Annotated in this window: 21 protein-coding genes and 1 pseudogene; 12 read left to right on the top strand and 10 right to left on the bottom strand. The window is 52.9% G+C overall.

The annotated features are described in order from the left end of the window. The first annotated feature begins 134 nt into the window (after positions 1-134). From P0X86_RS26055 to P0X86_RS26035, 5 genes are all read left to right on the top strand, one after another. A complete protein-coding gene (locus P0X86_RS26055) occupies positions 135-3,284 on the top strand; it encodes an ATP-binding protein (RefSeq protein ID WP_277746806.1) in 3,150 nt (1,049 codons plus the stop codon). 111 nt (positions 3,285-3,395) lie between these two features. Next, the gene (locus P0X86_RS26050) at positions 3,396-4,319 is read left to right on the top strand and encodes an AEC family transporter (RefSeq protein ID WP_277746805.1); all 924 of its coding nucleotides are present in this window, start codon (positions 3,396-3,398) and stop codon (positions 4,317-4,319) included. Between the two features lie 111 nt (positions 4,320-4,430). Further along, positions 4,431-4,595 carry a hypothetical protein gene (locus P0X86_RS26045; RefSeq protein ID WP_009589346.1) on the top strand — a complete coding sequence of 55 codons (165 nt, stop codon included), beginning with the start codon at positions 4,431-4,433 and terminating at the stop codon, positions 4,593-4,595. A gap of 222 nt (positions 4,596-4,817) precedes the next feature. Next, positions 4,818-5,261 (top strand): Rrf2 family transcriptional regulator, encoded by a 444-nt coding sequence (locus P0X86_RS26040; protein WP_096776447.1) that lies wholly within the window; start codon positions 4,818-4,820, stop codon positions 5,259-5,261. Positions 5,262-5,497: 236 nt separating this feature from the next. Further along, positions 5,498-6,352, top strand: coding sequence for a VOC family protein (locus P0X86_RS26035; RefSeq protein WP_277746804.1), 855 nt, complete (start codon positions 5,498-5,500; stop codon positions 6,350-6,352). A gap of 99 nt (positions 6,353-6,451) precedes the next feature. Here P0X86_RS26035 and P0X86_RS26030 read toward each other — a convergent pair. Further along, a pseudogene (locus tag P0X86_RS26030) lies at positions 6,452-6,968 on the bottom strand (hypothetical protein). Positions 6,969-7,174: 206 nt separating this feature from the next. Between P0X86_RS26030 and P0X86_RS26025 the strand changes: the two are divergent. Together P0X86_RS26025 and P0X86_RS26020 are read left to right on the top strand one after the other, a co-directional pair. Next, the gene (locus P0X86_RS26025; protein WP_277749094.1) at positions 7,175-7,780 is read left to right on the top strand and encodes a winged helix-turn-helix domain-containing protein; all 606 of its coding nucleotides are present in this window, start codon (positions 7,175-7,177) and stop codon (positions 7,778-7,780) included. A gap of 23 nt (positions 7,781-7,803) precedes the next feature. Beyond that, the gene (locus tag P0X86_RS26020; protein WP_277746803.1) at positions 7,804-8,610 is read left to right on the top strand and encodes an MBL fold metallo-hydrolase; all 807 of its coding nucleotides are present in this window, start codon (positions 7,804-7,806) and stop codon (positions 8,608-8,610) included. Between the two features lie 89 nt (positions 8,611-8,699). On the opposite strand, the gene P0X86_RS26015 is transcribed toward P0X86_RS26020, so the two are convergent. From P0X86_RS26015 to P0X86_RS25995, 5 genes are all read right to left on the bottom strand, one after another. Further along, positions 8,700-11,276, bottom strand: a complete 2,577-nt coding sequence (locus tag P0X86_RS26015) for a rhamnogalacturonan lyase (protein ID WP_277746802.1) — start codon at positions 11,274-11,276, stop codon at positions 8,700-8,702. 327 nt (positions 11,277-11,603) lie between these two features. Then, on the bottom strand, positions 11,604-12,419 hold the full coding sequence (gene speD / locus P0X86_RS26010) for an adenosylmethionine decarboxylase (protein WP_009589344.1): 816 nt from the start codon (positions 12,417-12,419) through the stop codon (positions 11,604-11,606). A 318-nt stretch (positions 12,420-12,737) separates the two neighbouring features. Beyond that, positions 12,738-13,100, bottom strand: coding sequence for a VOC family protein (locus P0X86_RS26005; RefSeq protein ID WP_090909045.1), 363 nt, complete (start codon positions 13,098-13,100; stop codon positions 12,738-12,740). A 30-nt stretch (positions 13,101-13,130) separates the two neighbouring features. Then, positions 13,131-13,589 (bottom strand): SRPBCC family protein, encoded by a 459-nt coding sequence (locus P0X86_RS26000; RefSeq protein WP_096776442.1) that lies wholly within the window; start codon positions 13,587-13,589, stop codon positions 13,131-13,133. A gap of 88 nt (positions 13,590-13,677) precedes the next feature. Further along, positions 13,678-14,463 (bottom strand): AraC family transcriptional regulator, encoded by a 786-nt coding sequence (locus P0X86_RS25995; RefSeq protein ID WP_015737161.1) that lies wholly within the window; start codon positions 14,461-14,463, stop codon positions 13,678-13,680. Positions 14,464-14,651: 188 nt separating this feature from the next. Here P0X86_RS25995 and recQ point away from each other — a divergent pair, with 188 nt between their 5' ends. The 3 genes from recQ (at position 14,652) to P0X86_RS25980 (ending at position 18,804) form a co-directional block, all read left to right on the top strand. Next, positions 14,652-16,535, top strand: coding sequence for a DNA helicase RecQ (gene recQ, locus P0X86_RS25990; protein ID WP_192570739.1), 1,884 nt, complete (start codon positions 14,652-14,654; stop codon positions 16,533-16,535). A 104-nt stretch (positions 16,536-16,639) separates the two neighbouring features. Continuing rightward, entirely contained in the window at positions 16,640-18,412 is a 1,773-nt protein-coding gene (locus P0X86_RS25985; protein ID WP_192570740.1) for a B12-binding domain-containing radical SAM protein, read from the top strand. A 215-nt stretch (positions 18,413-18,627) separates the two neighbouring features. Next, positions 18,628-18,804: a hypothetical protein gene (locus P0X86_RS25980; RefSeq protein WP_192570741.1), complete on the top strand. Its 177-nt coding sequence runs from the start codon at positions 18,628-18,630 to the stop codon at positions 18,802-18,804. A 142-nt stretch (positions 18,805-18,946) separates the two neighbouring features. Here P0X86_RS25980 and P0X86_RS25975 read toward each other — a convergent pair whose 3' ends face one another. The 4 genes from P0X86_RS25975 to mnmL form a co-directional block, all read right to left on the bottom strand. Continuing rightward, positions 18,947-19,912 (bottom strand): alpha/beta hydrolase, encoded by a 966-nt coding sequence (locus tag P0X86_RS25975; RefSeq protein WP_192570742.1) that lies wholly within the window; start codon positions 19,910-19,912, stop codon positions 18,947-18,949. A gap of 55 nt (positions 19,913-19,967) precedes the next feature. Then, a complete protein-coding gene (locus P0X86_RS25970) occupies positions 19,968-20,936 on the bottom strand; it encodes a type I phosphomannose isomerase catalytic subunit (RefSeq protein WP_192570743.1) in 969 nt (322 codons plus the stop codon). 74 nt (positions 20,937-21,010) lie between these two features. Then, positions 21,011-21,601: a tRNA 5-(aminomethyl)-2-thiouridylate-methyltransferase MnmM gene (gene mnmM, locus P0X86_RS25965; protein WP_192572561.1), complete on the bottom strand. Its 591-nt coding sequence runs from the start codon at positions 21,599-21,601 to the stop codon at positions 21,011-21,013. Further along, complete coding sequence (gene mnmL / locus P0X86_RS25960) at positions 21,601-22,554, bottom strand: tRNA modification radical SAM protein MnmL/YtqA (protein WP_009589327.1); 954 nt, start codon at positions 22,552-22,554, stop codon at positions 21,601-21,603. Before mnmL ends, mnmM begins: the two co-directional genes overlap by 1 nt. Positions 22,555-22,864: 310 nt before the next feature. Here mnmL and P0X86_RS25955 point away from each other — a divergent pair, with 310 nt between their 5' ends. Beyond that, a complete protein-coding gene (locus P0X86_RS25955) occupies positions 22,865-23,047 on the top strand; it encodes a hypothetical protein (RefSeq protein ID WP_015737155.1) in 183 nt (60 codons plus the stop codon). A 191-nt stretch (positions 23,048-23,238) separates the two neighbouring features. After that, entirely contained in the window at positions 23,239-23,952 is a 714-nt protein-coding gene (gene trmB / locus P0X86_RS25950; protein ID WP_009589338.1) for a tRNA (guanosine(46)-N7)-methyltransferase TrmB, read from the top strand. The last annotated feature ends 37 nt before the right edge of the window (positions 23,953-23,989 follow it).

The raw sequence follows: 23,989 nt of genomic DNA, 5'->3' as shown, positions 1-23,989 counted from the left end.
CGGCCGGACGAACCCGTGGTTTCATGTGAACTTTAGGGAATGGGACAGACAATTGCATCGCAACGATGTAAAATAATGGACAGTTATGTAGTGTTATTGATTCTTACAATACGTTATATAAAGGACTGTTAATATTGTCGATCTATTCCAATATCAAATCGAAGCCCGTCTCCGGCAGAAGGTTGCTGGGGATTACTTTTCTGTTTATCGTGATTTTACTTTCCGTGCGCTTGGTCTGGTTCAACACCATTACGGTACCCGAGGAACGTCCGTTCCGGCAAGGCGTGCTGGATCTTCGGGCTTGGCCGGCGGATGACCGGAGCAGGGTCGCCCTGAACGGGGAGTGGGCCTTTTATCCGAATCAATGGAAGGGCCCGGATGGAGCGTCCCAAGGAGAGCCGGCTGCCGCCGACCCGCGCTGGATACAGGTTCCGGGGCCCTGGGAGGGCGTGAACGAGAACGGAAACCAAATCGGCTACGGGACTTACCGCCTCAAGCTGCTCGTACCGGATCGGAACAAAACTTACGGCATCTGGATCAGCGATATCCGTACAGCCTATCGTTTGTATGTAAACGGGGAATTATTACACGAATCAGGACATCCGTCCGATCTGCCAGAGACCCACGTGGCCAGGATCATCCCCCATATGGAGCTCATCCCCCCGACTGGCGGTGATGAGCTGGATATCATCGTGGAAGTGAGCAACTATCAGTATGCCGATTCAGGCGGGATCCGGCTGCCGATCCAATTCGGAACGGCGGAAGCGGTGATGAGGGGAAAGGCCTTCTCCGAGAACATGCAGCTGCTGGTGTGCATCGTGCTATTGCTCCATGTCATCTATGTTTTTATTTTGTACTTGATCGGCTATCGAAGCAGAGGGCTTTTTTATTTTGCCGGGCTTATTCTGTTTACGCTGCTGGCTACGCTGAGCGACGATGATAAGCTTCTGTTGGTTTGGCTGCCCGGCATCCCTTTCGAATGGGCGGTGAAGCTTAAGGTTATTGCTTATGTCGCGATATCTTTATGCTTGATTCTGTGCACCAAGCATTTGCTAAAGCCGAGGATCAAGGAGGGCTTTTACCGGGCTTACACGTTGTTTGTGGTTTCGTATGCCGCAGTCTATTTGCTGCTTCCGTTTCATCTGATGGTCCATCTCTCTAAATATTTGTCGGTGGTATTGATAAGCGCCGTGCTGTTCGTGCCTTCGCTAGCCAGAAAGGCGGTCAGCGAGCGTAAGGAAGCTGCGATCTTCATCCTGCTGTCGGCGGTTGCGGTTTCCTGCAACATTATGATAAGCGGAATTTTAAGATTCCGGTATTTCAAGGAACTGCCTTTTTACCCGATCGACCTGATCGTTGCGTTTCTCGGGTTTGCTTCCTTCTGGTTTATCCGGTTTACCAGAAACAGCGTCATGCTTAGGGAACAGGCCGAGCAGCTGCAGCGAGCGGACAAGATGAAGGATGAGTTTCTGGCGAATACGTCCCATGAGCTGCGAAATCCGCTGCACGGCATCATCAACATGGCGCAAACGCTGCTGGAACGCAAAGGGGGCGTATTGGAGCAAGAGGATCGCAATCAGCTGGAGCTGATCACCGGCATCGGCAGACGGATGTCACTGCTCCTGGACGACTTGTTGGATGTTTCGTTATTGAAGGACAACCGCGTTCGGTTGAATGTGCAGAGCGTTCACCTCGGTTCGGCTGTTCAAGGCGTGCTGGACATGCTCCGTCCGATGGCGGAAGGCAAGCGAATCGAGCTCGTATGCGAGATCGCGGAGGATGGCCCCAAGGTATGGGCAGATGAAAGCCGCTTGGTTCAAATCATGTTCAATCTGATTCACAACGCCATCAAATATACGGAGGCGGGACGTATCACGGTGGCTGCCGAGGTCATTGAAGGAAGGGCTTATGTCCACGTTCGCGACACGGGGATCGGTATGGACGAAAAGACGTTAAGCCGAATATTCCTCCCCTACGAGCAGGGAGATTCCGGTTTTGCCGCTTCGGGAGGCGGTTTGGGGCTTGGACTGGGCATCAGCAAGCAGCTGGTTGAGCTCCATGGAGGGGATATTTCCGTAACATCCGCTCCGAGTCAGGGGAGCGACTTTACGTTCACGCTGAAAGTGGACGATATGATGAAGCAGGAGAACGCGGATAAACAGGAGTTTATCGCGGATTCCCCGGCTTCAAATCCAGAGAAAGAGAAGGAGACGCAATCGAATATGTCAGATATGCACGAACAGGATGACGCCGAATCGGAGGCTCTGGCGCTTGCCCGTCCAAGCGACGGCAGGCTGCTTATCGTTGACGACGATCCGGTTAATCTGAAGGTCATCCATCATTTGCTTGCAGACGAGGGGTATCGGATCGTGACCGTTACCCGCGCCGAGGAAGCTCTTCAGCTGTTGGAGCAGGGAGAATGGGATCTTATCATTTCCGACGTGATGATGCCCCAGATGTCGGGGTATGAACTGTCCAGGACGATTCGGCAGAGGTATATGCTATCGGAGCTTCCCATCCTGCTGCTGACCGCCAGAAACCGGCCGGAGGACATACATATGGGGTTCATCTCGGGAGCTAACGATTACTTGATAAAACCGGTGGATCACCTGGAATTAAAAACGAGGGTACGCGCCTTGCTGGAGCTGAAGCAGTCCATTAAGGAGAGGCTGCATATGGAAGCGGCTTGGCTCCAGGCCCAAATCCAGCCGCATTTCCTGCACAACACCTTAAATTCGATCGCTTCGCTAAGCGAGGTGGATCCTTCCCGGATGATTGCGCTCATCGCAGAATTCAGCCATTATCTGAGAGCCAGCTATGATATCAGCAACCTGGACCGTTTCATACCGTTGGAGCAGGAGCTTGGCTTGGTTCGCTCTTACCTGTATATCGAGGGGGAGCGGTTCGGGGAACGGCTGCGTGTCCGTTGGCATATCTCCGACGAGGTTGCCGTGCAGCAATGGAAGCTTCCTCCCTTGACGATGCAGACCATCGTGGAGAATGCGGTCGTTCACGGGGTATTGGCACGGACCCAGGGAGGGACCGTAACCATCCGCATCGTACGAGAGGCTGAATCTGCCAAGGTGATCATCGCGGATGACGGCGCGGGGATGGATCCCGAGAAGCTCCGAAGGATGCTGGGAAGCGGACATCGCGCCACCAAGGGAGTCGGGCTTATGAACACGGACCGCCGTTTGAAGCAGATTTATGGGCAGGGCCTCATGATCGACAGCTCAAGGGACAGAGGAACCACGGTGTCATTTGTCATCAAGAAGATGGCATAATCAAAGCCTGAGCCTATTAGACCTATAGTCTTTGAATCTTGGACGAATGCCGCAGGTTTAGGTTAGGATGTAGAGATGATGATATTTTACTTCGTATAAGGGTGGACTTTCATGATCTCTTCTTTTTTGGCTACGATTTACAGCGTATTCCTTCCGATATCGCTGCCCGTCATCGGCGGAGCGCTGCTTAAGCGATTTAAAGGAATTGAAACCAAGGGGCTCTCGGCCCTGTCTTTATATGTGCTGAGCCCGGCACTGATCTTCGAGACGCTGGAAAAGGCTTCGATCACCTCGAACGAGGTGACGGTGACGGTTGCCTTTTGCCTGTTGAACGTGATCATCCTCTGGGCGCTCAGCACCTTTGCAGGTAAAATGCTGGGCTTGTCCCAGACGGAGAAATCGGGCCTCGCCTTGACCACCATTTTTACCAACAGCGTGAATTACGGGCTTCCCCTCGTGCTGCTTGCATTCGGGCAGGCAGGGCTGGATAAGGCTTCCGTGTATGTCATCGTGCAGATCATCATCATGAATACATTAGGCGTGTATTTGGCAGCGCGGTCTCATTTTTCGGCCGTAAAAGCGATCAAGACCGTATTTACACTTCCTTCGGTTTACGCCGCGGCGCTTGCCGTGCTCTTCCGGTTGACGGATTTCCAGCTCCCCGAAGGGTTGAATACCGGCGTTTCCATGCTGTCCGCCGCCTATGCCCCGCTGGCTCTTGTCATACTGGGAGCCCAGATGGTTGGGGTTCGGGAGGGTGGAGCGTCGCTCGCCGTCTCAAAGCGCGGATTCTGGTCGGGCATGGCGATGCGAATGCTGGTGGGCCCGTTGGTGGCTTGGGGATTGCTCGCGATGTTATCCATTGAGGGTACCTTGTTTGCAGTCATTCTGATACTGTCGGCGATGCCTGCAGCCGTGAATGCGGTCATCCTTGCCGAAGAGTACGATGCCGCGCCCAAGCTTGTATCCAGGTGTATTCTGTGGACTACGCTGGCTTCTTTTATCGTTCTGCCTGCCATGATTGGCTTTCTTTAAGTTTTCTCGCCTCCGGAAGATTGGTTCAACTCTTGGACTAGCGTGTAAAGAGTAGTAAGCGTCAAGAGATAACCATCATCTGCGAATCCGAATCGGATGGAGGTGGAAACTATGAGCAGACCGCGTGACCGAGACGTGGAGATCGAGACCCGCAATATCGAGGAGCGTAACGACTCCAGCAGGGTAGCTTCTACGTTGATCAAGTATGTTGCTTATCTGATCATCTTTTTTGGTTTCTTGTACTTCCTGATCAAATACGTATTCCCGATGTTCTAAGTTCAGGCCGGGTTACGTCGGTGAGAAAGCCTCTCCTTAGCCACAAGCGGGATGGAGGCTTTTTTTCATGAAGCTAGGGAAGGATCGCAATGTGCCGTAATGGATGAGCAAGTTTTTCCTATCATTCCATGGACACGGCGGAAGCGTTGACTTTGGAGTCTAATGTAACTATGATGGTTACATGCTAGTCATCTGAAGATTTGGACCGTCAGGAGGGATCGCATGAACATAAGCAGCCGATTTGCAGTGGCCATTCATATTCTTTCCGTGCTGGAGATGAATAAGGCTGGCGTCAGCACTTCAGATTATATTGCGGAGAGTGTGAACACGAATCCGGTGGTCATCCGGCGGATTGTCGGCATGCTCAGCAAAGCGGGCCTGGTCGAGGTGAAACCCGGCGTAGCGGGAGCGAAGCTGGCTAAGCCTCCGTCCGGTATTACGCTGCTGGATATTTATCATGCCGTTCATGTCGTGCAGGAGGGTTCCCTGTTCGGTATTCACGAGAATTCGGACGCGAAATGTCCTGTTGGCAAACATATTCAAACGGCGATCGTTCCGGTGTTCTCGGCCGCCCAGAAGGCCATGGAGGATACGCTGCATGAGGTGAATTTGGAGCAAATCGTTCGGAAAATCCATGCATCTGCTAACGGAACATCCAGCGAATAGATGATATATGATACATGATACATGATACGCTCAATCCTTGCAGGATGGGCGTTTTCTTTTGGGCCTGGTTGGTGTGCCTTTGTTCATATGTTAATTACAGGGTTTGACAACGGGATGGTCCTGTAACTATAATGATTACAAGTAAGATGTAACTGTTTCGATTACAAGTTAAGCCTGTCGCAGACCTGAATATATTTTTTGAAAAAATCAAACAACAACATTCAAGGAGTGAGAATATGACAGCCATTATACATCCATCCACAAAGCTCGGACCCGTCTCTCTTCGGATTAGCAATCTGGCACAATCGGTACGCTTTTACACGGAAGTCGTTGGATTAAAAATGCTGCGCCAGCATGGCCGGGTGGCCGAATTGACGGCGGACGGCAAGCAGCCGCTGCTGATCATTGAGGAGGTTTCGGACCTGACAAGGCCGCAGACCCGGACGGCAGGCCTGTACCACTTTGCGATCCTGGTACCGGATCGGGAATCGCTCGGGCTCGCGCTTGCCAATCTGATCGCCCATAACATGCCGGTCGGCCAAGGCGATCATCTGGTCAGCGAAGCGCTGTACATTAATGATCCGGACGGAAACGGCATCGAGATTTATGCCGACCGGCCACGGGATACCTGGAAGCGCGATGCCAAAGGGGAATATGTGATGGCCACCGACCCGGTCGATGTTGAAGGACTGCTGGCTCTCTCCAAAGAGAAGGAATGGCTTGGACTTCCGGAAGGGACCGTCATCGGGCACGTGCATTTCCATGTGTCCAACCTGCAGGATGCCCGCGCATTTTATTGCGATGTGCTGGGTTTTGAGCTGACCGCCCATTATGGGGGAGCAGCGTTGTTTATATCCGCAGGAGGGTACCATCACCATATCGGGCTCAATGTTTGGGCGGGACTCGGGGTACCGAATACGCCTCCGAACGCTGCGGGAATGGAGAATTATACGATCGAGCTTCCGAGCCATGAGGCGCTTGAGGCGGTAACCGGCCGCATTCGCGAAGCGGGGCTGCACCTGGAACAGCGGGACGGCGTCTGGGCCGTTAAAGATCCTTCGGACATCTGGATCCGGTTGGTTGTTGCTTAATATCATACGAACGAAGAAGCCTGTCCGCTATATTAGCGGCAGGCTTTTTTTAATGAAACATCACCGTTAGGATGATCAGCTAGACAGAAAGCAGGCAAGCTAGATCCGGTTTAATTCAACCAGCGTACGGAGCATGAACTCCGTGATATTCGGAATGTCTCCCATCTGATCTTCGTTGATTTTGCGGGGGAAAGCGAAGCTCGATCGTGTTATGGATGGGGACCGCATCGTCGCCGTAGGTGTAGCGTATCGTCTGCACCGGCGGGAGCTCGGGATTCCATATCTCCTTAACAATCTGCGCGATAACCGGGCACGAGTAGGCAGGATCGGCAATGTTTTTATGAAAGCGGAGCTTCAGCACGCAGCCCGGCTGCTCTTCCGGAATTTCCAAAATCTCGGCCGCCAAATCCCGCAGCCCGGTCTCCAGGCAAATTTCGGCTGAAGCCGCGGATTGCTGAACCAGCTCGAACCGGAGGCTAAAACTTCTGGACAAGGTCGCCATATCCAGAAGGTCCTTCCGATCGGAAACGCGGATGATTTCATCGAGATTGTCGAGGTCATAAACCGCATTCTCGATGCCAACCTTTAGATTTTCGAATATAGTCGGGTCAAACATGGAGGCACATCCTTTGATGAACATAATGTCGTAATAGACGATCGTGGATACTATATCACAACCGCCAGGCGAAGGGGAATGGCTCGTCTGATAAGCCGGAGACCTGCGTCAGGATTGACCGATAGATCAAAGTCATGGTAGGATGAAATCCAATCAACAGTAAAAATTAATTTACCGGTAAAATGTAAGGAGGTGTTAAAATGAAAATGACTGGTGTCTATAAAATTCAAACCCATGAGCAGCTCAAAGCGATCGCGGATCCTCTCCGCACCAAAATGCTGATGAATCTGGTGAAGGATGCCTACACCGGACAGCAGCTGGCCGAGATGCTCGGCATCACGCGGAACAATATTTACTTTCATCTCAAGGAGCTGGAGAAGCATGGCATCATCCATGTGGTCAGGAAGGAAGAGAAGAACGGTATCGTGCAGAAATACTATCGCGCCGTTGCAAGCCGCTTCATCCCGGAGGATCATTTGCTGCCAAGCCTGGATTTGGTGGAAACCTCAAGACAGGTATTCATGGAGACGCTTGATGTAACGCGGGACAAAATCGAGACCGCCCCGGCTTCTTCTTTTGCACTGGACAGTACGAGTGAGCACCACAGGAAAAATCTTGCGGGAACCTACCGCTTTCGTGCAACGCAGGAAAGCTTCCATGCTTTTGTAGAAGAATTCAGGGGGCTTCTGGATAAACACTTCACGATGGAAGGTGCCGAATCCGGCAGAAGCTCGCTTTCCGAGGAGGAGAAGAGCTATTATATGTCGTTGATAGCATTCCAAGATGATCATGAGAATATCACCATTCGATAATCCTGGACGGGGGATACATACATATGGACAATAATCAATATACCATCGTGATCGATGATGCGTGGTTTACGGTATCGCAGCTGGATGAAGGCACGTTTGCCATCAGTGAGTACGGGCATTGGGAGAAGGTGCATTCGTTTCTGTTGATAGGGGACGAGCGTGCCGCATTGATCGATACGGGCCTTGGCATCGACGACATGAGGCGGATAACCGATCAGCTGACGGATTTGCCTATCATGGTACTGACCACGCATGTTCACGCAGATCATATCGGCAGTCACGGGCAGTACGGGGAGATTTATGTGCATGAGGCCGAAGAGGATTGGCTGGTCAGCGGCATTAAAAAGCTTTCGATTGAGCAAATCCGCAAGGATATATCACGCGATATTACGAGACCCGTACCGGATTCCTTCGATCCGGCAGCGTACACCCCTTATCGGGGGCAGCCGACCGGCCTGCTTCGGGATGGGGACGTCATCGAGCTTGGCGGGCGAAGCCTGGTCATCTACCATACGCCGGGCCATTCGCCCGGACATATTGCGGTATTTGAACCCAACCGCGGGTACTTGTTCACTGGCGATTTGCTGTATGATGAGACGCCGGTATATGCCTTCTACCCGACGACGAGTCCCGGGGATCTCGTTAACTCGTTGGAGCGGATCGCGAATATCGAAGGCGTAAATCGGATCTTCGGTTCTCATAATACGCTTGGATTGGACCCGGCATGGCTGGACTTAGTAAAAGAAGCCGTGCAGGAGCTCCGGGAAAAAGATCTTGTCCGATTTGGAACGGGCATTCACCGGTTCAACGGATTTTCGGTTCAATTCTAATATCGTCATGAAGCAAAGCCGCCTCCGGATCAGCAATCGGCATCCGGAAGGCGGCTTTTTAGGCTAGCGATTGTTTTTAGGGAATTAAGCTATTTCCACATGATGATGAGCGTCCATGCCTGATAGGACAAGTTCATCCGGGCTCTATCCGATATCGCACCGGGTTTCTTATGCTCCTCCAGCTGAGAAACGAATGTATTTAAAAATTGGAGCGCCTGTTCCCTGGAGCCCTTGCTTATGTGATGCTCTGCCTGCTTCAAGGCATTGCTCAACCGGGACAGCAGCGGGTTAGCCAGTTCCCCTGCGCGGGCATACTCGCTCACCAATTGATCCAGCACGTTCAGCATGCCCGGGGATTGATAAACGGGGATAGGAACCTCCGAGAAATCCGTATCGGATGCGAAATAAAAGCTGGTGTAAGAGGGCTGGTTATACGTTGTATTTTGTCTGGCAACCTCGACCCGATACTGCGGATCATGCATGAGCGTATAGAGCTTACGGTCGGTGACCTCGGTGCTCAGGTAAATCCGGAGGGCCGAGCTGTCCGTGGTCCGGACCACCAGTTCCTCTCTCCAATCCCCGAAGAGATCGGCGACGAGGGCAGGATTTCCCTTCGTCCCGTTATTGGTGCGCGTGCCTTCTGCAGTTAGCAGCGTCCCGCTGCGCCAGCTTTCGATGACCGGTGTCTGATCCAAGTTACCATTCACGATCTGGGTGGTCATATCCGCAGACCATTTGATGTTCATGTTCGTGCCCGGCATGGTCGTAGAGAGCTGTTCTCCATCTGCAGACCACGTGCCGACGGCCCATGTTTCGAGTCCCCGCTGATCGGGATCGATATCGCCGATCATGCCGCGTCCGGTGTCTTTTCCGGTATAGCCGCCGTAGAGGAGCCCGCCTGTTGCCGCATCACGGAGGGAATAGCCGTAAGGGGCGTAGGCACCGCCTTCATGAACCATGAAGATCTCAAGACCCGGCCGATCCGGATCGATGTCGGTGACGTGCATGGCGTCCCCATGACCAAGGCGTGCCATCGCTCCCGGATCCGCGCTTTGAGGAGGGAGCACATCCATGGAACTGTACAGCAGCGTACCGTCATGGTCAATCGTTGCCGAACCGTAGACGATTTCCTGTTTGCCGTCGCCGTCGACGTCAGCCGCGCTTAACGAGTGGGCCCCTTGCGTCGTTAACGTACCGAATGCGGCATCGCTCCCGTCCCGGCCATGCGGACTGTCGTTAAACGGATTGGTCATCGGGGTCCAGCCGCTGTCCACAGCCCAATGCTCGCTTAAGTGCCGGCCATCCCACTTGTAGGATACGAGTGTGGATCGGGTGTAATAACCGCGGGCGAATACGGCATAGGGCTGTTCCCCGTCAAGGTAAGCAACGGCGGCAAGGAAGCGATCCACGCGATTGCCGGGTTCGATCCGGGCCATGGCATAATCGCCCCACATGAGACCGTCGTCATGCCTGCCGGGTTTATACCGGATCGTCTCGAGCTCTTTGCCGGACGCGCCTTCAAATACGCTGAGATATTCCGGACCATCCAAGATGAACCCTTCGAATGCCCGGAGATTGTTGCGGGCGCTTCGCTGCGGCGCATAGGTGTCCATGAAGTGATCGACCAGGCTTTCGGCATCGGTACGGGATAACGGATAATGGTACTTCTTATCGATGCCGAAGCTTTCTTCGAGCGTGGCCGGCCAGCGGCCGCTTACGACCTCTTCATGCTGATGCCAGTTCATGAACAGGTTTACCATGTGCTCGTAGTAGCCGGTTTTGCTCAGCCGGTAATCGTCCTGATTGGAATATCCGGCCTTCCTATCCTCGGGCAGCAGCGTGATGTATCTCTGGGAGATCATGTTGCCGGCTGGATCATAGCGAAGAATCTTGGTGCCCGGTGCCGTTTTGAGCATCATTTCCGCTTTGCCGTCCCCGTCAAAGTCATACACCATGAACTGCGTATAGTGGGCGCCGGAACGGATGTTGACGCCGAGGTCGATCCGGTACAGCAGGATGCCCTCCAGTGTATAACAGTCAATGTACGTGTTGCCGGTATACCCGATTTGGGAAACGTCCTTGGAGTTGGAAGGGTCCCATTTGACAAAAAGCTCGTACTGCCCATCGCCGTCCACATCGCCGACGCTGGCGTCATTGGCAGAGTAAGTATAAGGCTCCCCAGCCGGGGTGACTCCGCCATCCGGCTTGTTTAGCTTCAGATCGTAATAGGGGGAGGACCAGGGAGTGGAGGTGAGGCTCTGGTCGACCTCTTTCCCATTCACGACGGCAGATACGTAATAGGAGGATGATGACGTGCCGGATCGGTCCAGGTAATTGGTGCTGTTCTCGACGACGGCAATTAGGTTGCCGTCCCGATAGACATGAAAGGTCGGACCGGTAAGCCCTTGGTCGTCATAACCGGTTACTTCTCCGGCAAGCAATCGCCAGCTCAGAAAGTTGCCCTCTGAAGTGGAGGCCGATACGATCCCCCTATCCAAATACTCCAGCTGAATCCGGCTGGTTTTTGTGGCACCTTGCTGCGTGCTGCTTGCCGCTTGATGCGGGGGCGCCGCTAACGACTCGATGCTCCCCGTGATGATCATGGGGAGGGTAAGAGCCGCTGCCAACAGCTTGCGATGCAAGCGGAGTTTACTTCCATGCTTCATGTTCAGCCACCTTTCTCCTTATGGTTCGGATGCTGGTGCGCAGCATTCCGTATGCGCTTTCACAAATGGTAGAGCGGCTCCTCCTTTCTGGTTGGAATGGGGTAATAAGTAAATCACTTTCATTGTATGGAACCTGGGAGAATGACAACATATAAAAAACAGGCCATTTGATTTAAAAAACAGAGTGAATTCTAATTCCTAAAGTCGATTTCTAGGGTGAAGCCATAGAAGCAGCAAACAGGCCGGGCTCCTGGGAGCCCGGCCTGTTTGCTTGCTCGCATGAAGGACATGCAAGAAAAGAATAGCCGCCGCAGGGTAGCAAGCCATTCAGTAACTCCGGTCCATGTTCTTGCCGTAATAAATCTCGTCCATCTCCAGTTTGATGCGTTCGGTGATTTCCTGCTGTTCGGCCTCGGACAGCTTATCCTTCGTGTAACCGAACAGATAGTTGTCCAGGTCGAACTGCTTCAGCTTGCACTTGGTATGAAAGATGTTCTCCTGGTATACGTTGACGTCGATCATATCGAACAGCTCCTTGGCTTCGTCCGGAATATAGTTCTGGATGGAGCTGATCTCATGGTCGATAAACAGCTTGTGTCCGTGAATATCCCTCGTGAATCCCCGGATTTTATAGTCTATCGTCATAATATCCGTATCGAAGGAGTGGATCAGGTAGTTCAGGGCTTTGAGCGGTGAGATTTCCCCGCAGGTCGACACGTCGATATCGGCCCGGAAGGTGCTGATGCCCTCGTCCGGATGGAATTCCGGATACGTATGGACGGTAATATGGCTCTTGTCGAGCTGGAGCACCACGTTATCCGGCAGCGGACCCGGCGATTCGTCATAGGATTCCTCCGGCACCTCCACGACGGGGCCCTCGGAGACTAGCACCGTCACGCTGGCGCCCTGCGGGATATAATCCTGCTTGGCAATGTTCAGGACATGCGCGCCGATGATTTCGGCCACATGGCTCAATATTTTTGTCAGCCGATCCGCGTTGTACTGCTCATCAATATATTCAAGGTACGCTTCCCGTTCCTCCCGGGTCTTCGTATAGCAGACGTCATACATATTAAAGCTGAGCGATTTCGTCAAGTTGTTGAACCCATGCAGGGTCACGCGTTGTTCTGGTGTCATATCCATATGAAATTTCCCCTTGTGTAGTTAATATATCAGTTCGAGTACCTATTATTTCCGAAACCGTCGATTCCTAATCTGCCCATGCTCCGCCTTTGAAGCAGCATTACTATGTTCTTACCCGGATCGGGTTCAACGTTAACAGAGGCGGAGGAATGCCAGAGGGAAGCAGCGGCGGCTCCCAAACTCCAAAAAGACCACACCGGATTTCTCCGGCTGGCCTTATCTATCAGAACGACACCTGCTGCATGCAGCTTTATCCCTCTGGCGTTTATATGGATTCACTTCATATGCTTTTAACTTTGATGCTGCCGAACGGATGGATTACTCCGTAAATTCCAGCAGCTCGATCACATTGCCAAACGGGTCGCGGATGGCGCTGTACAGCCCGGGAGGGCACGGCTTGGGCGTATCGAAGATGACGTCGACGCCCTTCGATTTGTAGTTCGCAATGGCTTCGTTTACATCCGGGGTCTCGATTCCGATGATCACCTGTGCCTCATGCGGGTATTCCGTATTCGTTGGACGGTCGCATTTCTGCAGAACGAGGGACATGCCCTCATGCTTCAAGCTGACGATCTGATCATCATAAACCCTCGAGATTTCGAATCCCAGAATGTCGCAGTAAAACTGTTTGGCTTGCTGTATATCGCTTACATTGATCGATAGAACGCATAGGTTTGGCATATGCTCGCACTCCTCCGCTCATGGTTTGTTTTACTTGCAGCACAGAATCCCGTTCCCGGATTCGATATTGGATTTCAAGCTGGCCAGCATCCCCTTCCACGCATCGATATGCCACTCCCGGGCTTGCCGGGACGCTTCGGAATCCTTCCAGCCTGTATGCTCCAGGGTAATTCTCGTGCCGTCCGCCTCAGGGGAAAAGGCAACCTTAACCGCCGTCAGCTCGCCTTGATTCATCGTTTCCGCGAAGGGATCGGGTCCTTTCCACTCAAAAACAAGCACGCGTGGCTCGTCATACCGCAAAATGGTACACCCTGCGGTGCACATCGATTCGCGATCGGCGGGGTTAAAATACAGCTCGAATTTTCCGCCCGCTCTCGGCTCGATTTCCGCAGCCGGCGCAAACCACTCGGTTATCCTTGCGGACTCGGTCCATGCTCTCCACAGGAGCTGCACATCGGCCTGAATTACGGTTTCTTGAATAATGGTCATGTATATTCCTCCATCATATAGCGCTGATTGTTCCAGACAACTCTTCTTGCAGTTCCATTATAAATGGACAAGTACATCAAAAATTCTTCTACCTTGCGCTGTTATTCCGATCCTTCTCAAACAAGAGCAGCGGCAGGTTAACCACAATCGGCGGGTCATGGGGCAGAGGCTCCCGTAAGGCAATCTTCACGTCAAGATCGGTTCCCCTGTCGATATGGACAGGCTCCTCCAGTTTGCCGCGCAGGGATTTGCCCAGCAGAAAATAATCCTTTGGATTGAGGCTCCAGGGGATGCCCGCGGCCAGCACGTAATACGTGCCGGCCGGCATGCCGGTTAAGGTGCAGGTCCGATTCTTGAGGTTGACGGCCGTACCGGTTACGGGCTTCTGATCGGGCACGGGTCTTGGGAACAGACCGACATAAATCATGCCGCGGAACGCCTCGGGAGCTTCGATCCGGCAGCGAATCCGGGGCAAAGCCTGCGATTCTTCCCCTGCCCAGGCTAACGGCTTATGCTCATATTGATTCACATAACGATGAAGGGACTCGGTGGTGGAGCGGAACCTCTTCGGAGACAGGCCGACAAGCTGCTTAAAACGGGTGTTGAAGGTGCCCGGACTTACCAAACCGATGTTCATTCCGATTTTCACAAGCAGGGAGGGGCTTTGAAGGAGCTCGGTTTTGCCCGATTCGACCCGGAGGGCGGACAGGTACTGCCTGACGGAAATGCCGGTTACCCGTTTGAATATCCTGGAGAAATGGTAGGGGCTGTACCCCGCGAGATCGGCGAGCAGCTCGGTTGTCATCGGCTCGTCCAGATGCTCCTTCATATATTGAATGGTTTGCCGCACGGCTTCGGCATGTTCATCGTTCATTAGGGATCACCAACTTCGTTTTAATGGCTCTACATGATAGGAGACGTATTTCCACATTTATGAAATTCTGCTCGTCGAATGCAATTTCCTTCCCCGATTCGGTTGCCCATTCATGGAAAGGCCGTTAAACTTAAAGGATGAGGGCTTTCTAAAACGGAAAACCAAGGTGAAATAAGGAGTTTATATCCATGAATGTGGAAACAAATGATAGAGAATCGATGAATATGGACACAGCGCGGGAATACCTGCAAAAATATTACGGCTATCCCGATTTTCGGGACGGACAGAAGAAAATCGTCGCGAGCCTGCTAACCGGCCAGGATACGCTCGGGATTATGCCGACGGGCGGGGGCAAATCCATCTGTTATCAGATCCCGGCACTCCTCAGCCCGGGCCTGACGTTGGTCGTATCGCCTCTGATCTCCCTGATGAAGGATCAGGTGGATGCACTTACGACGGCGGGCGTGGCGGCGGCATATATCAACAGCACGCTCAGCGGCAAGGAAGTGAACGAGCGCATACGCGCGGCCAAGCGCGGTGACTTGAAGCTGTTATATGTCGCCCCGGAACGGCTTGAGCTGGACTGGTTCCGTGAGGAGATGGCAGGCCTCGACATTTCGATCGTTGCTGTCGACGAAGCGCACTGCGTATCCCAGTGGGGTCATGATTTTCGGACCAGCTATCTTTCCGTCGCTCCTTTCGTAAAAGGGCTGCCGAACCGCCCGATTGTCGCGGCCTTTACGGCGACGGCTACGCCGGAGGTTATGGAGGACATGCAGCGACTGCTTCGACTGGAGCAGCCGCAGGTGTTCGTGACGGGACTTGGGCGGGACAATCTGGAAATGTCGGTGCTTCGCGGGGAAAACAAGCGGGAGTTCGTGCTGGATTATGCGGCCTCGCATACCCACCAGCCGGGCATCATCTATGCTGCCACCCGGAAAGAGGTGGATGATTTATGCCAGCGCCTGCAGGCGAAGGGGCTACTTGCCGGACGTTATCATGCCGGCATGAGCGATGCGGAGCGAGCGGACAGCCAGGAGGCCTTTCTGTATGACGATATTCGCGTCATAGTTGCAACGAACGCGTTCGGCATGGGGATCGATAAATCCAACGTTCGGTACGTCATCCACTACAATATGCCGAAAAATATGGAGTCTTACGTCCAGGAAGCCGGCCGTGCCGGGCGGGACGGAGAGCCCAGCCAGTGCATCCTGCTGTTCAGCGCCCAGGATATCATGACGCAGAAATTTCTGATCGAACAGAACCCCCAGGAGGGCGAGCGGAAGCAGAACGACTACCGAAAGCTGCAGCAGATGATCGATTACTGCTACACCACAAGGTGTCTGCGCAGCGCAATGCTGGATTATTTCGGGGAAGAACACGAAGACAAGCCCTGCGGTACGTGCAGCTCCTGCACGGACGACCGGGAGCTGGTGGATATCACGGTGGATGCCCAGAAAATCTTCTCCTGCATTCACCGGATGCGCGAGCGCTTTGGCGTGTCGATGATCGCCTCCGTGCTGAAGGGCTCGCGGGCGAAAAAGGTGCTGGAATACGGCTTTGACCGGCTTCCAACCTATGGCGTCATGTCGAACCGGACGGAGAAGGAAATATCCGAGACGATCAATGTGCTCATCTCGGAAGGGTTCCTGGCGCTGACCGAAGGCCAATATCCCGTCGTGAAACTTCAAAGCGAGGCGGCCGACGTGTTAAAGGGCCAGCGCGAAGTGATGCAGCGCGTTCCGCGGCCTTCCAAGGCTGCAGGCAGCCAACGCAGCGGCAGCCGCCGCGACTACTCGCCGTCTGCCGTTAACGAGACGGTGTTCGAGCAGCTGCGTTTGATTCGGCGCGAGCTGGCAAGCAAGGAGCATGTGCCGTCCTACATCATTTTTAACGATGCAACGCTGCGCGAGATGAGCGTGGTCTGCCCGCAGAGCGAGGATGAGATGCTGAACGTCAAAGGGGTCGGCGAAGTGAAATTCCGTAAATACGGACGTCCGTTCCTGGAATTCTTCCTGAATGGTCAGAGCGCGTCGAATGACGGGGACGATTTGTATGACTATGAAGAATAGTCTTGCATGACAGGCGGAAATCATGGCTTTTTCCCGTTTCATCACTCAGGATAAACCGTTCGGTGAATAAATTAACATTATGTAGAAGGAAAGTGGACCCTACCATGAAAGTCATACTATCAACCTTGAATGCCAAGTACATTCACACCTCCTTGGCCATTCGCTGCCTGAAGGCATACAGCGAGAAGGATTTCGATATCGAATTGACGGAGTACACGATTAAGGACCCCGTGATGAATATCGTCTCCGACCTGTTCCAGCGCAAGCCGGATGTGATCGGATTCTCCTGTTATATATGGAATATTGAAGAAACGATTAAAGTGATCGATATCGTGAAGAAGATTATGCCGGAGGTCACGATCATACTGGGTGGACCTGAAGTATCCTACGATACGGAGTATTGGATGAAACGGCTGCACAATGTCGACTTTATCGTCATGGGCGAAGGCGAGGAGACCTTCCATCACTTGCTGCAAACGATCGAAGGGGACAGGAAATTCCATTTCGTGTATGGCGTGGCATACCGCAAGCAGGACGAAATTATCGTGAACCCGGGAAGACCGAAAAGCATCCTGGCCGAGCTGCCTTCCCCGCATCGTTTTCCGGAGGATATTCCGCATCTCGGGAAGCGGGTCGTCTATTTTGAGACCAGCCGGGGCTGTCCCTTCAGCTGCCAGTTCTGCCTGTCGAGCATTGAGGTGGGAGTTCGCTACTACGATATTGAACGGACCAAGGCGGATATCCTCTACCTGATCGAGAACGGAGCGAAATTGATCAAGTTCGTAGACCGCACCTTTAATATTAAGCGCGATTACGCGCTTGAAATGTTTGAGTTCCTGATTGAAAATCATGGCGGCTGCGTGTTCCAGTTTGAGATTACGGCGGATATCATGCGTCCCGAGGTGCTGGAATATTTGGCGAACCATGCGCCTCCCGGCATTTTCCGGTTTGAAATCGGCGTGCAGTCCACGAATGATCCGACCAACGAGCTGGTGAAGCGCCGCCAGAATTTCACCAAGCTGTCACGCACGGTGACGATGATCAAGGAGAGCCGCAAGATCGACCAGCATTTGGATTTGATCGCAGGGCTTCCGGAGGAGGATTACAATACGTTCCGCAAAACGTTTAACGACGTGTTTGCCCTTGGACCGGAGGAGCTGCAGTTAGGCTTCCTGAAGATGCTGCGGGGAACCGGGCTGAGGATCGATGCGGACAAGTATAACTACACCTACATGGACCATGCTCCGTATGAGATCCTTGGCAGCGACGTGCTTCCGTTCTCGGATATCGTCCGTTTGAAGAGACTGGAGGATGTGCTGGAGAAGTATTGGAATGCACACCGAATGGACCACACCCTCAATTATTTGATGAAGCATGAATTTACGTCGCCGTTTGATTTCTTCCAAGAATTTGGCGACTACTGGGAAGGACAGGGCTGGCAAAAAATCGGCCATCAGCTCGAGGACCTGTTTACGCGGTTAACGGCCTTCCTGGAGTTTCGGAACACGCCGAACATGAACGTGGTTTCCGGTCTGATGAAGTTTGATTATTTCCTGGGCCATAAATACAAGCCGCGCAAAATATGGTGGGATCATGCCCAAGACAAAGCGCAGTGGAACGCCAATGTTCGTAAAATCGTGGAAGACCCCGCGGCACTATCCGCCGATTTCGCCGATCTTGGGATCACGGAGCGTGATCTTCAGAAGCATGCGATGATCGAGGTGCTGCCATTCAACCTCGACGATGCCATTCAAGGTGGTACGGGCTATCCGGACCATGCGGTACGCGCAACGATGCTGCTGGTATTGTACCAGCAGAACGAAACAGGGCAGCCCCAGTACTACACGATGCCTTTGGAGTTGGCGACGCAGGCATAATAGGGGAAACGAGGGACAAGCCTTTTCCCAGATTGGTTGTGACACGGACTGGTTGTTTTGGCGTAATTGCTTAATTTCGGCTGCCAGGAACCGGCGGCCCCGCTCTTTAGCGACCCTTTTGCGATCATAACGAGCCCTATCTAAAGGCGTTTCAGGAATAAAACAGCCCTGGCATCGGTATTCTAATTGGCATCAACCGATGAGGAGGGGATGTTATGAACGACAATCGGAAGGGGCAAGAACAGCTTTCGTCTGACGAGCCGACCATCGCACCGGGCATGGAAACCAATGACGATCTGCGCGAAGAGGCTACCGAGGACGAGGTAGCGCAAGGAGAGTACACCCAGGTCACGCAATTGATCGTCGATCGCACGCCGAGCGATGATGAGTAAGGTGCTTCGATTGAGCCTTAACGCTGCCAATTTCAAAGGTTCTGTATACACTAACGAACTGCTTAGCAGCATAATAAGAGGGATGCCCTGGATTTCAGAAACCCGGGGCATCCCTTTTTATGTGTCTTGGCATCACGCTTTGTTACATCACTCGTATCGATTCTTGCGGTACGTTGTCCGAGCCGGTTGTGTGCCGTTCGAGCCAGTCGAGCACATCGGCTGCCACTTCGGCACGGTTGGTCTCGTGCAGCATTTCGTGGCGGCCGCCCGGATACAAACGGTATTCGAGGTCCTGGACGCCATGCTTCCGATACAATTCGATCAACCGCCGCACGCCTTTGCCGCGGTGTCCGACCGGATCATCCTCGCCCGAGAAAATATAGACAGGCTTATCCTTCGGAAGACATTTCATCAATTGAGGCTGGTGGATCTGTGACAGCAGCTTGAAGAAATCGCGAAAGAAGCGGGCGGTGCACACCTTGCCGCAGTATGGGTCGTTGATATACTTATCCACTTCGGCTTCATCCCGGGATAGCCAATCGAACGGCGTGCGAATAGGACCGAATCCTTTGTTGTAAGGACCGAACACCAGGGCGTTCAGCATCAGGCTCCGGTGCGTGTTTCCTTGCAGGCGCATTTGCGCGGCCGCCAAGCTCATGCCGAACGTCAGTAGTCCCTGGGGACCGTTGGTGCCTGACAGGATGAATCCGTCGAATAATTCACCGTCCGAACAGATGATTTTTTGCGTCAAAAAGGATCCCATGCTGTGCCCCATCAAATAATGCGGAACGCTCGCATGGCGCTTCTTGAGCTCGGAAGCAAGAAGAAGCTGGTCTTCGATCATTCCTTCAAAGCCGTCTTCCCCGGCATCGCCGAGATGCGTAAGCCCGGCCGTTAGCCCATGGCCTCGATGGTCGTTGCAGTATACGGCATAGCCGTGCTCCGTGAGCAATTCGGCAAGCTCCTCGTAGCGCTTGCCGGTTTCGCACATGCCATGCGCGATTTGCACAATGGCACGAATGGGGTCATCCGGGCCGGGCAGCCATTCATATACAAAAACATGCATACCCTGCGTATTCAGCATCGTAAACGTGTCGGTTTGCATCATTAGGGCTGGCACCTCCGCAAGAACGAATGGTTTATATCATTTATTTATACCCTGTTTAAGGCAAATATGAACGCAGAACCGTGGATTGCCCGTCCAATGTATAGGCACCCAGATTCGCAGGCAGCAGGAAGCACTGTCCTGACGTGTAATCGATGGAGCCGTTATCCCAGCTGAGGGTTCCTTGGCCGTCGCATACAACGACGATCGTGAAGCTTTCCGCGGAAGTGGACAAGGACCATGCTCCGCTCACGACGCCTTTTTCCACGACGAAATACGGGGATTTGGCAAGCTCAAGCCATTCTCCCGGCACCGTTCCTTCCGTGCTCATGGTGGTTGCTCCCGATCCTTCATAGGCCGTCACATTCAAGGAGTCTTCGATATGGAGCTCGCGCGGCTTACCGTCAAGACCCGGTCGATTATAATCGAAAATCCGGTAGGTCGTATCCGAGTTTTGCTGGATTTCCGCCACCACAACGCCCGCGCAGAGCGCATGCACGGTTCCCGCAGGTATGTAGAACGTATCTCCGGCCTTTACGGACACTTCTTGAAGCTGGTCCATAACGGTGCCGTTTTCCATGGCTTCCTTCAAGGTTTCCCGGTTCACGCCTTCTTTCAGGCCGTATATGATTTTGGCGTCCGGCTTAGCATCCAGCACATACCACATTTCGGTCTTGCCAAGCTCTCCCTTCGGAAGCCCTTCGTAGTCATCGGTCGGATGGACCTGAACGGAGAGGTTGTCATTGCAGTCAAGCAGCTTGATCAGGAGCGGAAAACGTCCGTTAACCTCGGAGAATCCTTTGCTTCCGAACCATTCCCGCCCGAATTGCTCCCGGACCTCATCCAGGCCGCGTCCGGCAAGCTCGCCGTTCACGATGCTGGTCGTGCCGTTCGGATGGTCGGCGATCATCCAGCCTTCCCCGATATGTCCTTCAGGAATATCCAAGCCGAACTGCTCTAGTGCCCGGCCTCCCCACACGCGTTCTTTAAATTCAGGCTGGAACAACAATGGATATGGTTTTGTCATTGTAATCATCTACCTTTCATCATGTTTGGAATATTCTATGGATGTGAAGTGCGGTACCTCTCCTAGAACTTATATCATATCGGCTTCTTTCGTTCCAGTGCAATGAGATATGGCGCTTCGGAGCGCTGAAGGCCGCGATACAAAATCGTTTGCACTTTGTGCTGGGGCAATTCCCCCGCCCAAGCCTGGACCGCGTCCGCCTCGGCATCGCCGCCTTTGTGGCCTGGATACAGCACGATGGTGATAATGCCCCCGGGGCGGAGCAGCTCGATCGCAGCCTCCAGGGCCGTGAGCGTACTGGCGGTCTCCGTCATGATCCGTTTATCCGATGAATCCGCCGGAAGGTAGCCGAGATTGAACATGATCGCACCCATGCGGCCGTGCTCAATCTCAGGTACGCACTCCCTCATAAGCGAATGGCTCTGAAGAACAAGGCTAACCTCCGCAAGGGTGCCGGGCTGCTCCTTGTCCAGCCTTTCCCGAGTCAGCTGCAGCGCCTGCTCTTGAATATCGAAGGCATACACTTTGCCCTTTGAGCCTGTGCATTTGGCTAAATACAGCGTATCGGCTCCGGTTCCGGCGGTTGCATCCAGCGCGATGTCTCCGGGACGGAGCCTTTCGGACACCAGTTTGTGGGCAAAACTTAAAACCGAGAGGAAGCCCATCAGGATACCCCCCACAATTTACCCTGCCACGTATCCCGGCGCTTGAGCTCGGCGTCGATGCCGTTAAGCACTTCCCATTTTTTGAGACTCCACGTCGGTCCGATCAAGAGATCCCGGGGAGCATCTCCGGTAAGGCGATGGACGATCATTTCCGGAGGTAAAAACTCCAGGCTATCCACGATAAGGCTGATGTATTCGTCCTGCTCCAGGAATCGCAGCAGCCCGGCTTCGTATTGTTTCACCATCGGCGTCTTGCGCATAAGGTGCAGCAGATGGATTTTGATTCCCTGCACATCCATCTTGGAGACCGCTCGGCCGGTGGCGAGCATCATGTCATGATCCTCTTGCGGAAGCCCGTAAATAATATGTGTGCAGACCCGGATATTATGTTTGCGCAGCTTCTCGACGGCTTCCAAATAACATTCGGTATCATGGGCCCGGTTGATCAGCTCCGAAGTGGAATCATGGATCGTTTGCAGCCCCATTTCCACCCACAGATAGGTTCGCTCGTTCAGCTCCGCCAAGTATTCCACGACATCGTCAGGCAGGCAATCGGGACGTGTGGCGATCGACAATCCGACAACCCCCGGCTGCTGCAGAATGACTTCATAATATTCGCGAAGTTCTTCGACCGGAGCATACGTGTTGGTATAGGCTTGGAAATAGCCGATATATTTGGCGTTCGGCCATTTCTGGTGCTGCCGGTCACGGATGGTGTTGAACTGGGTAACGAGATCATCCCGCCGCCTTCCCGCGAAATCGCCGGAGCCGCGGGCGCTGCAAAAGGTGCATCCGCCCTTGGCAATCGTGCCGTCACGGTTCGGACACGTAAAGCCGGCATCCAGCATAACCTTGAATACCTTCTCCTGGAACTGGCCGCGCATCTCGTAATTCCATGTATGAAAACGTTTGTCGCCCCATAAGGTCGGGGCGGGTATAAGTGGTGTGCTCATGTTTGCTCCTTTATAGCCGCTTAAGTTGAATTGAGACAGGTTCAGCCAAGGCCCTGGCAACCCATAATTTACTGGCCTTTTACTTGAATGAAACAGCTACGTCCATTGTAACAAAAAATAAAGGATTGCGTTATATACAGGTCTTCAAGCCTAATTAAGACGTTGTTACTTGAATGGATTGCATATAATTGGTATATTTAAAATAGAAAAATAAAAAGATGATTCAAGCAATTTTGGCATGGGTATATAACGGATAGGATTCATATTTGTGTGACGTCATGGATACAATAATACCGTGAGGTGATTACGAATGAATTCATCGACAGTAAAGAATGACAGTAAAGACAAAATCGCTGTGGAGCTTACCCCGAATGAAGCCCTAGCCCTTACCGGCGTGGAGTTTAACTCCGACCAGGGAGTCAAGGCTTCGGCACGTCGCAAGATTCGGGCCGCCTTTGAGAAGACGTTTGATTTTACGTCGGAAGAAAGGTAGACTATTCACAGTTTAACTATCGCGGAACCCCAATTCCAAATATAAGAAAAAGGAACCTAAAGCCTCTGCGTTGAGCAGAGCGTAGGTTCCTTTTTCTATGGGGCTCTTTACTTTTGGGATCAACTTCGTCACAATAAATGCAGTATCGGGATATCATTCTAAATTTACTTGGGAAGTTTCGGAGGTATGACATGCGTTTACGCGGAAGAAAAGGTATACGGGAAAATCTGGAGCAGCAGGAAGACCTGGTCGTTTTGGACCCCGGTCAATATAGAGGGAAGTGGGCTTCGTTATTTGGCAACGACCTTCCCATCCATGTCGAATTCGGCATGGGCAAGGGCCAATTTATAAGCCAGATGAGTTACAAGCATCAGCAAGTGAATTTCATCGGCGTCGACATGTACGACGAGCTGATTCGCCGCGCAAGCGAGAAGGGGCGCAACGTCTGGGCCCAGGAGGGAGTCGATACCCCGCCGAATCTGAAGCTGGCGCTGTTTAATATCGAGAATGTCGAGGAGGTTTTTGAGCCCGGCGAAATTGAACGGTTATATCTGAACTTCAGCGATCCGTGGCCAAAAACAAAGCATGCACGCCGTCGTCTGACGCATCCGCGCTTTCTGGACAAGTATTCCCGGATCTTGAACGAGCGGGGGGAGATTCATTTTAAGACCGATTCGGTCACGCTCTTCGAATTCTCCCTGAATGCTTTTGCCGATTATGGTCTGCAAATGACGAACATTTCGCTGGATCTGCATCGCGACGGGTTGAACGAAGAGCACGTCATGACAGAATACGAAACGAAATTCGTCGGCCAAGGCATGCAAATTCATCGCTGCGAGGCGATTGTAGGCAAGGAAGCCCTTGCTTCATACCATCAGAATCGCCTTGAAAAATACGGAAAATAACATCAAAATTGATAGTTTCTCTCTGTGATAGCGTTTA

Origin of the sequence: Paenibacillus sp. BR1-192, assembly GCF_029542445.1 — a bacterium.
Classification (GTDB): Bacteria; Bacillota; Bacilli; order Paenibacillales; family Paenibacillaceae; genus Paenibacillus_AQ; species Paenibacillus_AQ lautus_A.
Note: the sequence above shows the minus strand (reverse complement) of the source record. Positions and strands in the feature narration are given on the sequence as shown.

What these genes read in the sequence shown, in the direction of transcription:
- P0X86_RS26050 (WP_277746805.1), top strand. Translation starts at nt 3,396, where the DNA reads ATGATCTCTTCTTTTTTGGCTACGATTTACAGCGTATTCCTTCCGATA.
- P0X86_RS26045 (WP_009589346.1), top strand. Translation starts at nt 4,431, where the DNA reads ATGAGCAGACCGCGTGACCGAGACGTGGAGATCGAGACCCGCAATATC.
- P0X86_RS26040 (WP_096776447.1), top strand. Translation starts at nt 4,818, where the DNA reads ATGAACATAAGCAGCCGATTTGCAGTGGCCATTCATATTCTTTCCGTG.
- P0X86_RS26035 (WP_277746804.1), top strand. Translation starts at nt 5,498, where the DNA reads ATGACAGCCATTATACATCCATCCACAAAGCTCGGACCCGTCTCTCTT.
- P0X86_RS26025 (WP_277749094.1), top strand. Translation starts at nt 7,175, where the DNA reads ATGACTGGTGTCTATAAAATTCAAACCCATGAGCAGCTCAAAGCGATC.
- P0X86_RS26020 (WP_277746803.1), top strand. Translation starts at nt 7,804, where the DNA reads ATGGACAATAATCAATATACCATCGTGATCGATGATGCGTGGTTTACG.
- P0X86_RS26015 (WP_277746802.1), bottom strand. Translation starts at nt 11,276, where the DNA reads ATGAAGCATGGAAGTAAACTCCGCTTGCATCGCAAGCTGTTGGCAGCG.
- speD (WP_009589344.1), bottom strand. Translation starts at nt 12,419, where the DNA reads ATGGATATGACACCAGAACAACGCGTGACCCTGCATGGGTTCAACAAC.
- P0X86_RS26005 (WP_090909045.1), bottom strand. Translation starts at nt 13,100, where the DNA reads ATGCCAAACCTATGCGTTCTATCGATCAATGTAAGCGATATACAGCAA.
- P0X86_RS26000 (WP_096776442.1), bottom strand. Translation starts at nt 13,589, where the DNA reads ATGACCATTATTCAAGAAACCGTAATTCAGGCCGATGTGCAGCTCCTG.
- P0X86_RS25995 (WP_015737161.1), bottom strand. Translation starts at nt 14,463, where the DNA reads ATGAACGATGAACATGCCGAAGCCGTGCGGCAAACCATTCAATATATG.
- recQ (WP_192570739.1), top strand. Translation starts at nt 14,652, where the DNA reads ATGAATGTGGAAACAAATGATAGAGAATCGATGAATATGGACACAGCG.
- P0X86_RS25985 (WP_192570740.1), top strand. Translation starts at nt 16,640, where the DNA reads ATGAAAGTCATACTATCAACCTTGAATGCCAAGTACATTCACACCTCC.
- P0X86_RS25980 (WP_192570741.1), top strand. Translation starts at nt 18,628, where the DNA reads ATGAACGACAATCGGAAGGGGCAAGAACAGCTTTCGTCTGACGAGCCG.
- P0X86_RS25975 (WP_192570742.1), bottom strand. Translation starts at nt 19,912, where the DNA reads ATGATGCAAACCGACACGTTTACGATGCTGAATACGCAGGGTATGCAT.
- P0X86_RS25970 (WP_192570743.1), bottom strand. Translation starts at nt 20,936, where the DNA reads ATGACAAAACCATATCCATTGTTGTTCCAGCCTGAATTTAAAGAACGC.
- mnmM (WP_192572561.1), bottom strand. Translation starts at nt 21,601, where the DNA reads ATGGGCTTCCTCTCGGTTTTAAGTTTTGCCCACAAACTGGTGTCCGAA.
- mnmL (WP_009589327.1), bottom strand. Translation starts at nt 22,554, where the DNA reads ATGAGCACACCACTTATACCCGCCCCGACCTTATGGGGCGACAAACGT.
- P0X86_RS25955 (WP_015737155.1), top strand. Translation starts at nt 22,865, where the DNA reads ATGAATTCATCGACAGTAAAGAATGACAGTAAAGACAAAATCGCTGTG.
- trmB (WP_009589338.1), top strand. Translation starts at nt 23,239, where the DNA reads ATGCGTTTACGCGGAAGAAAAGGTATACGGGAAAATCTGGAGCAGCAG.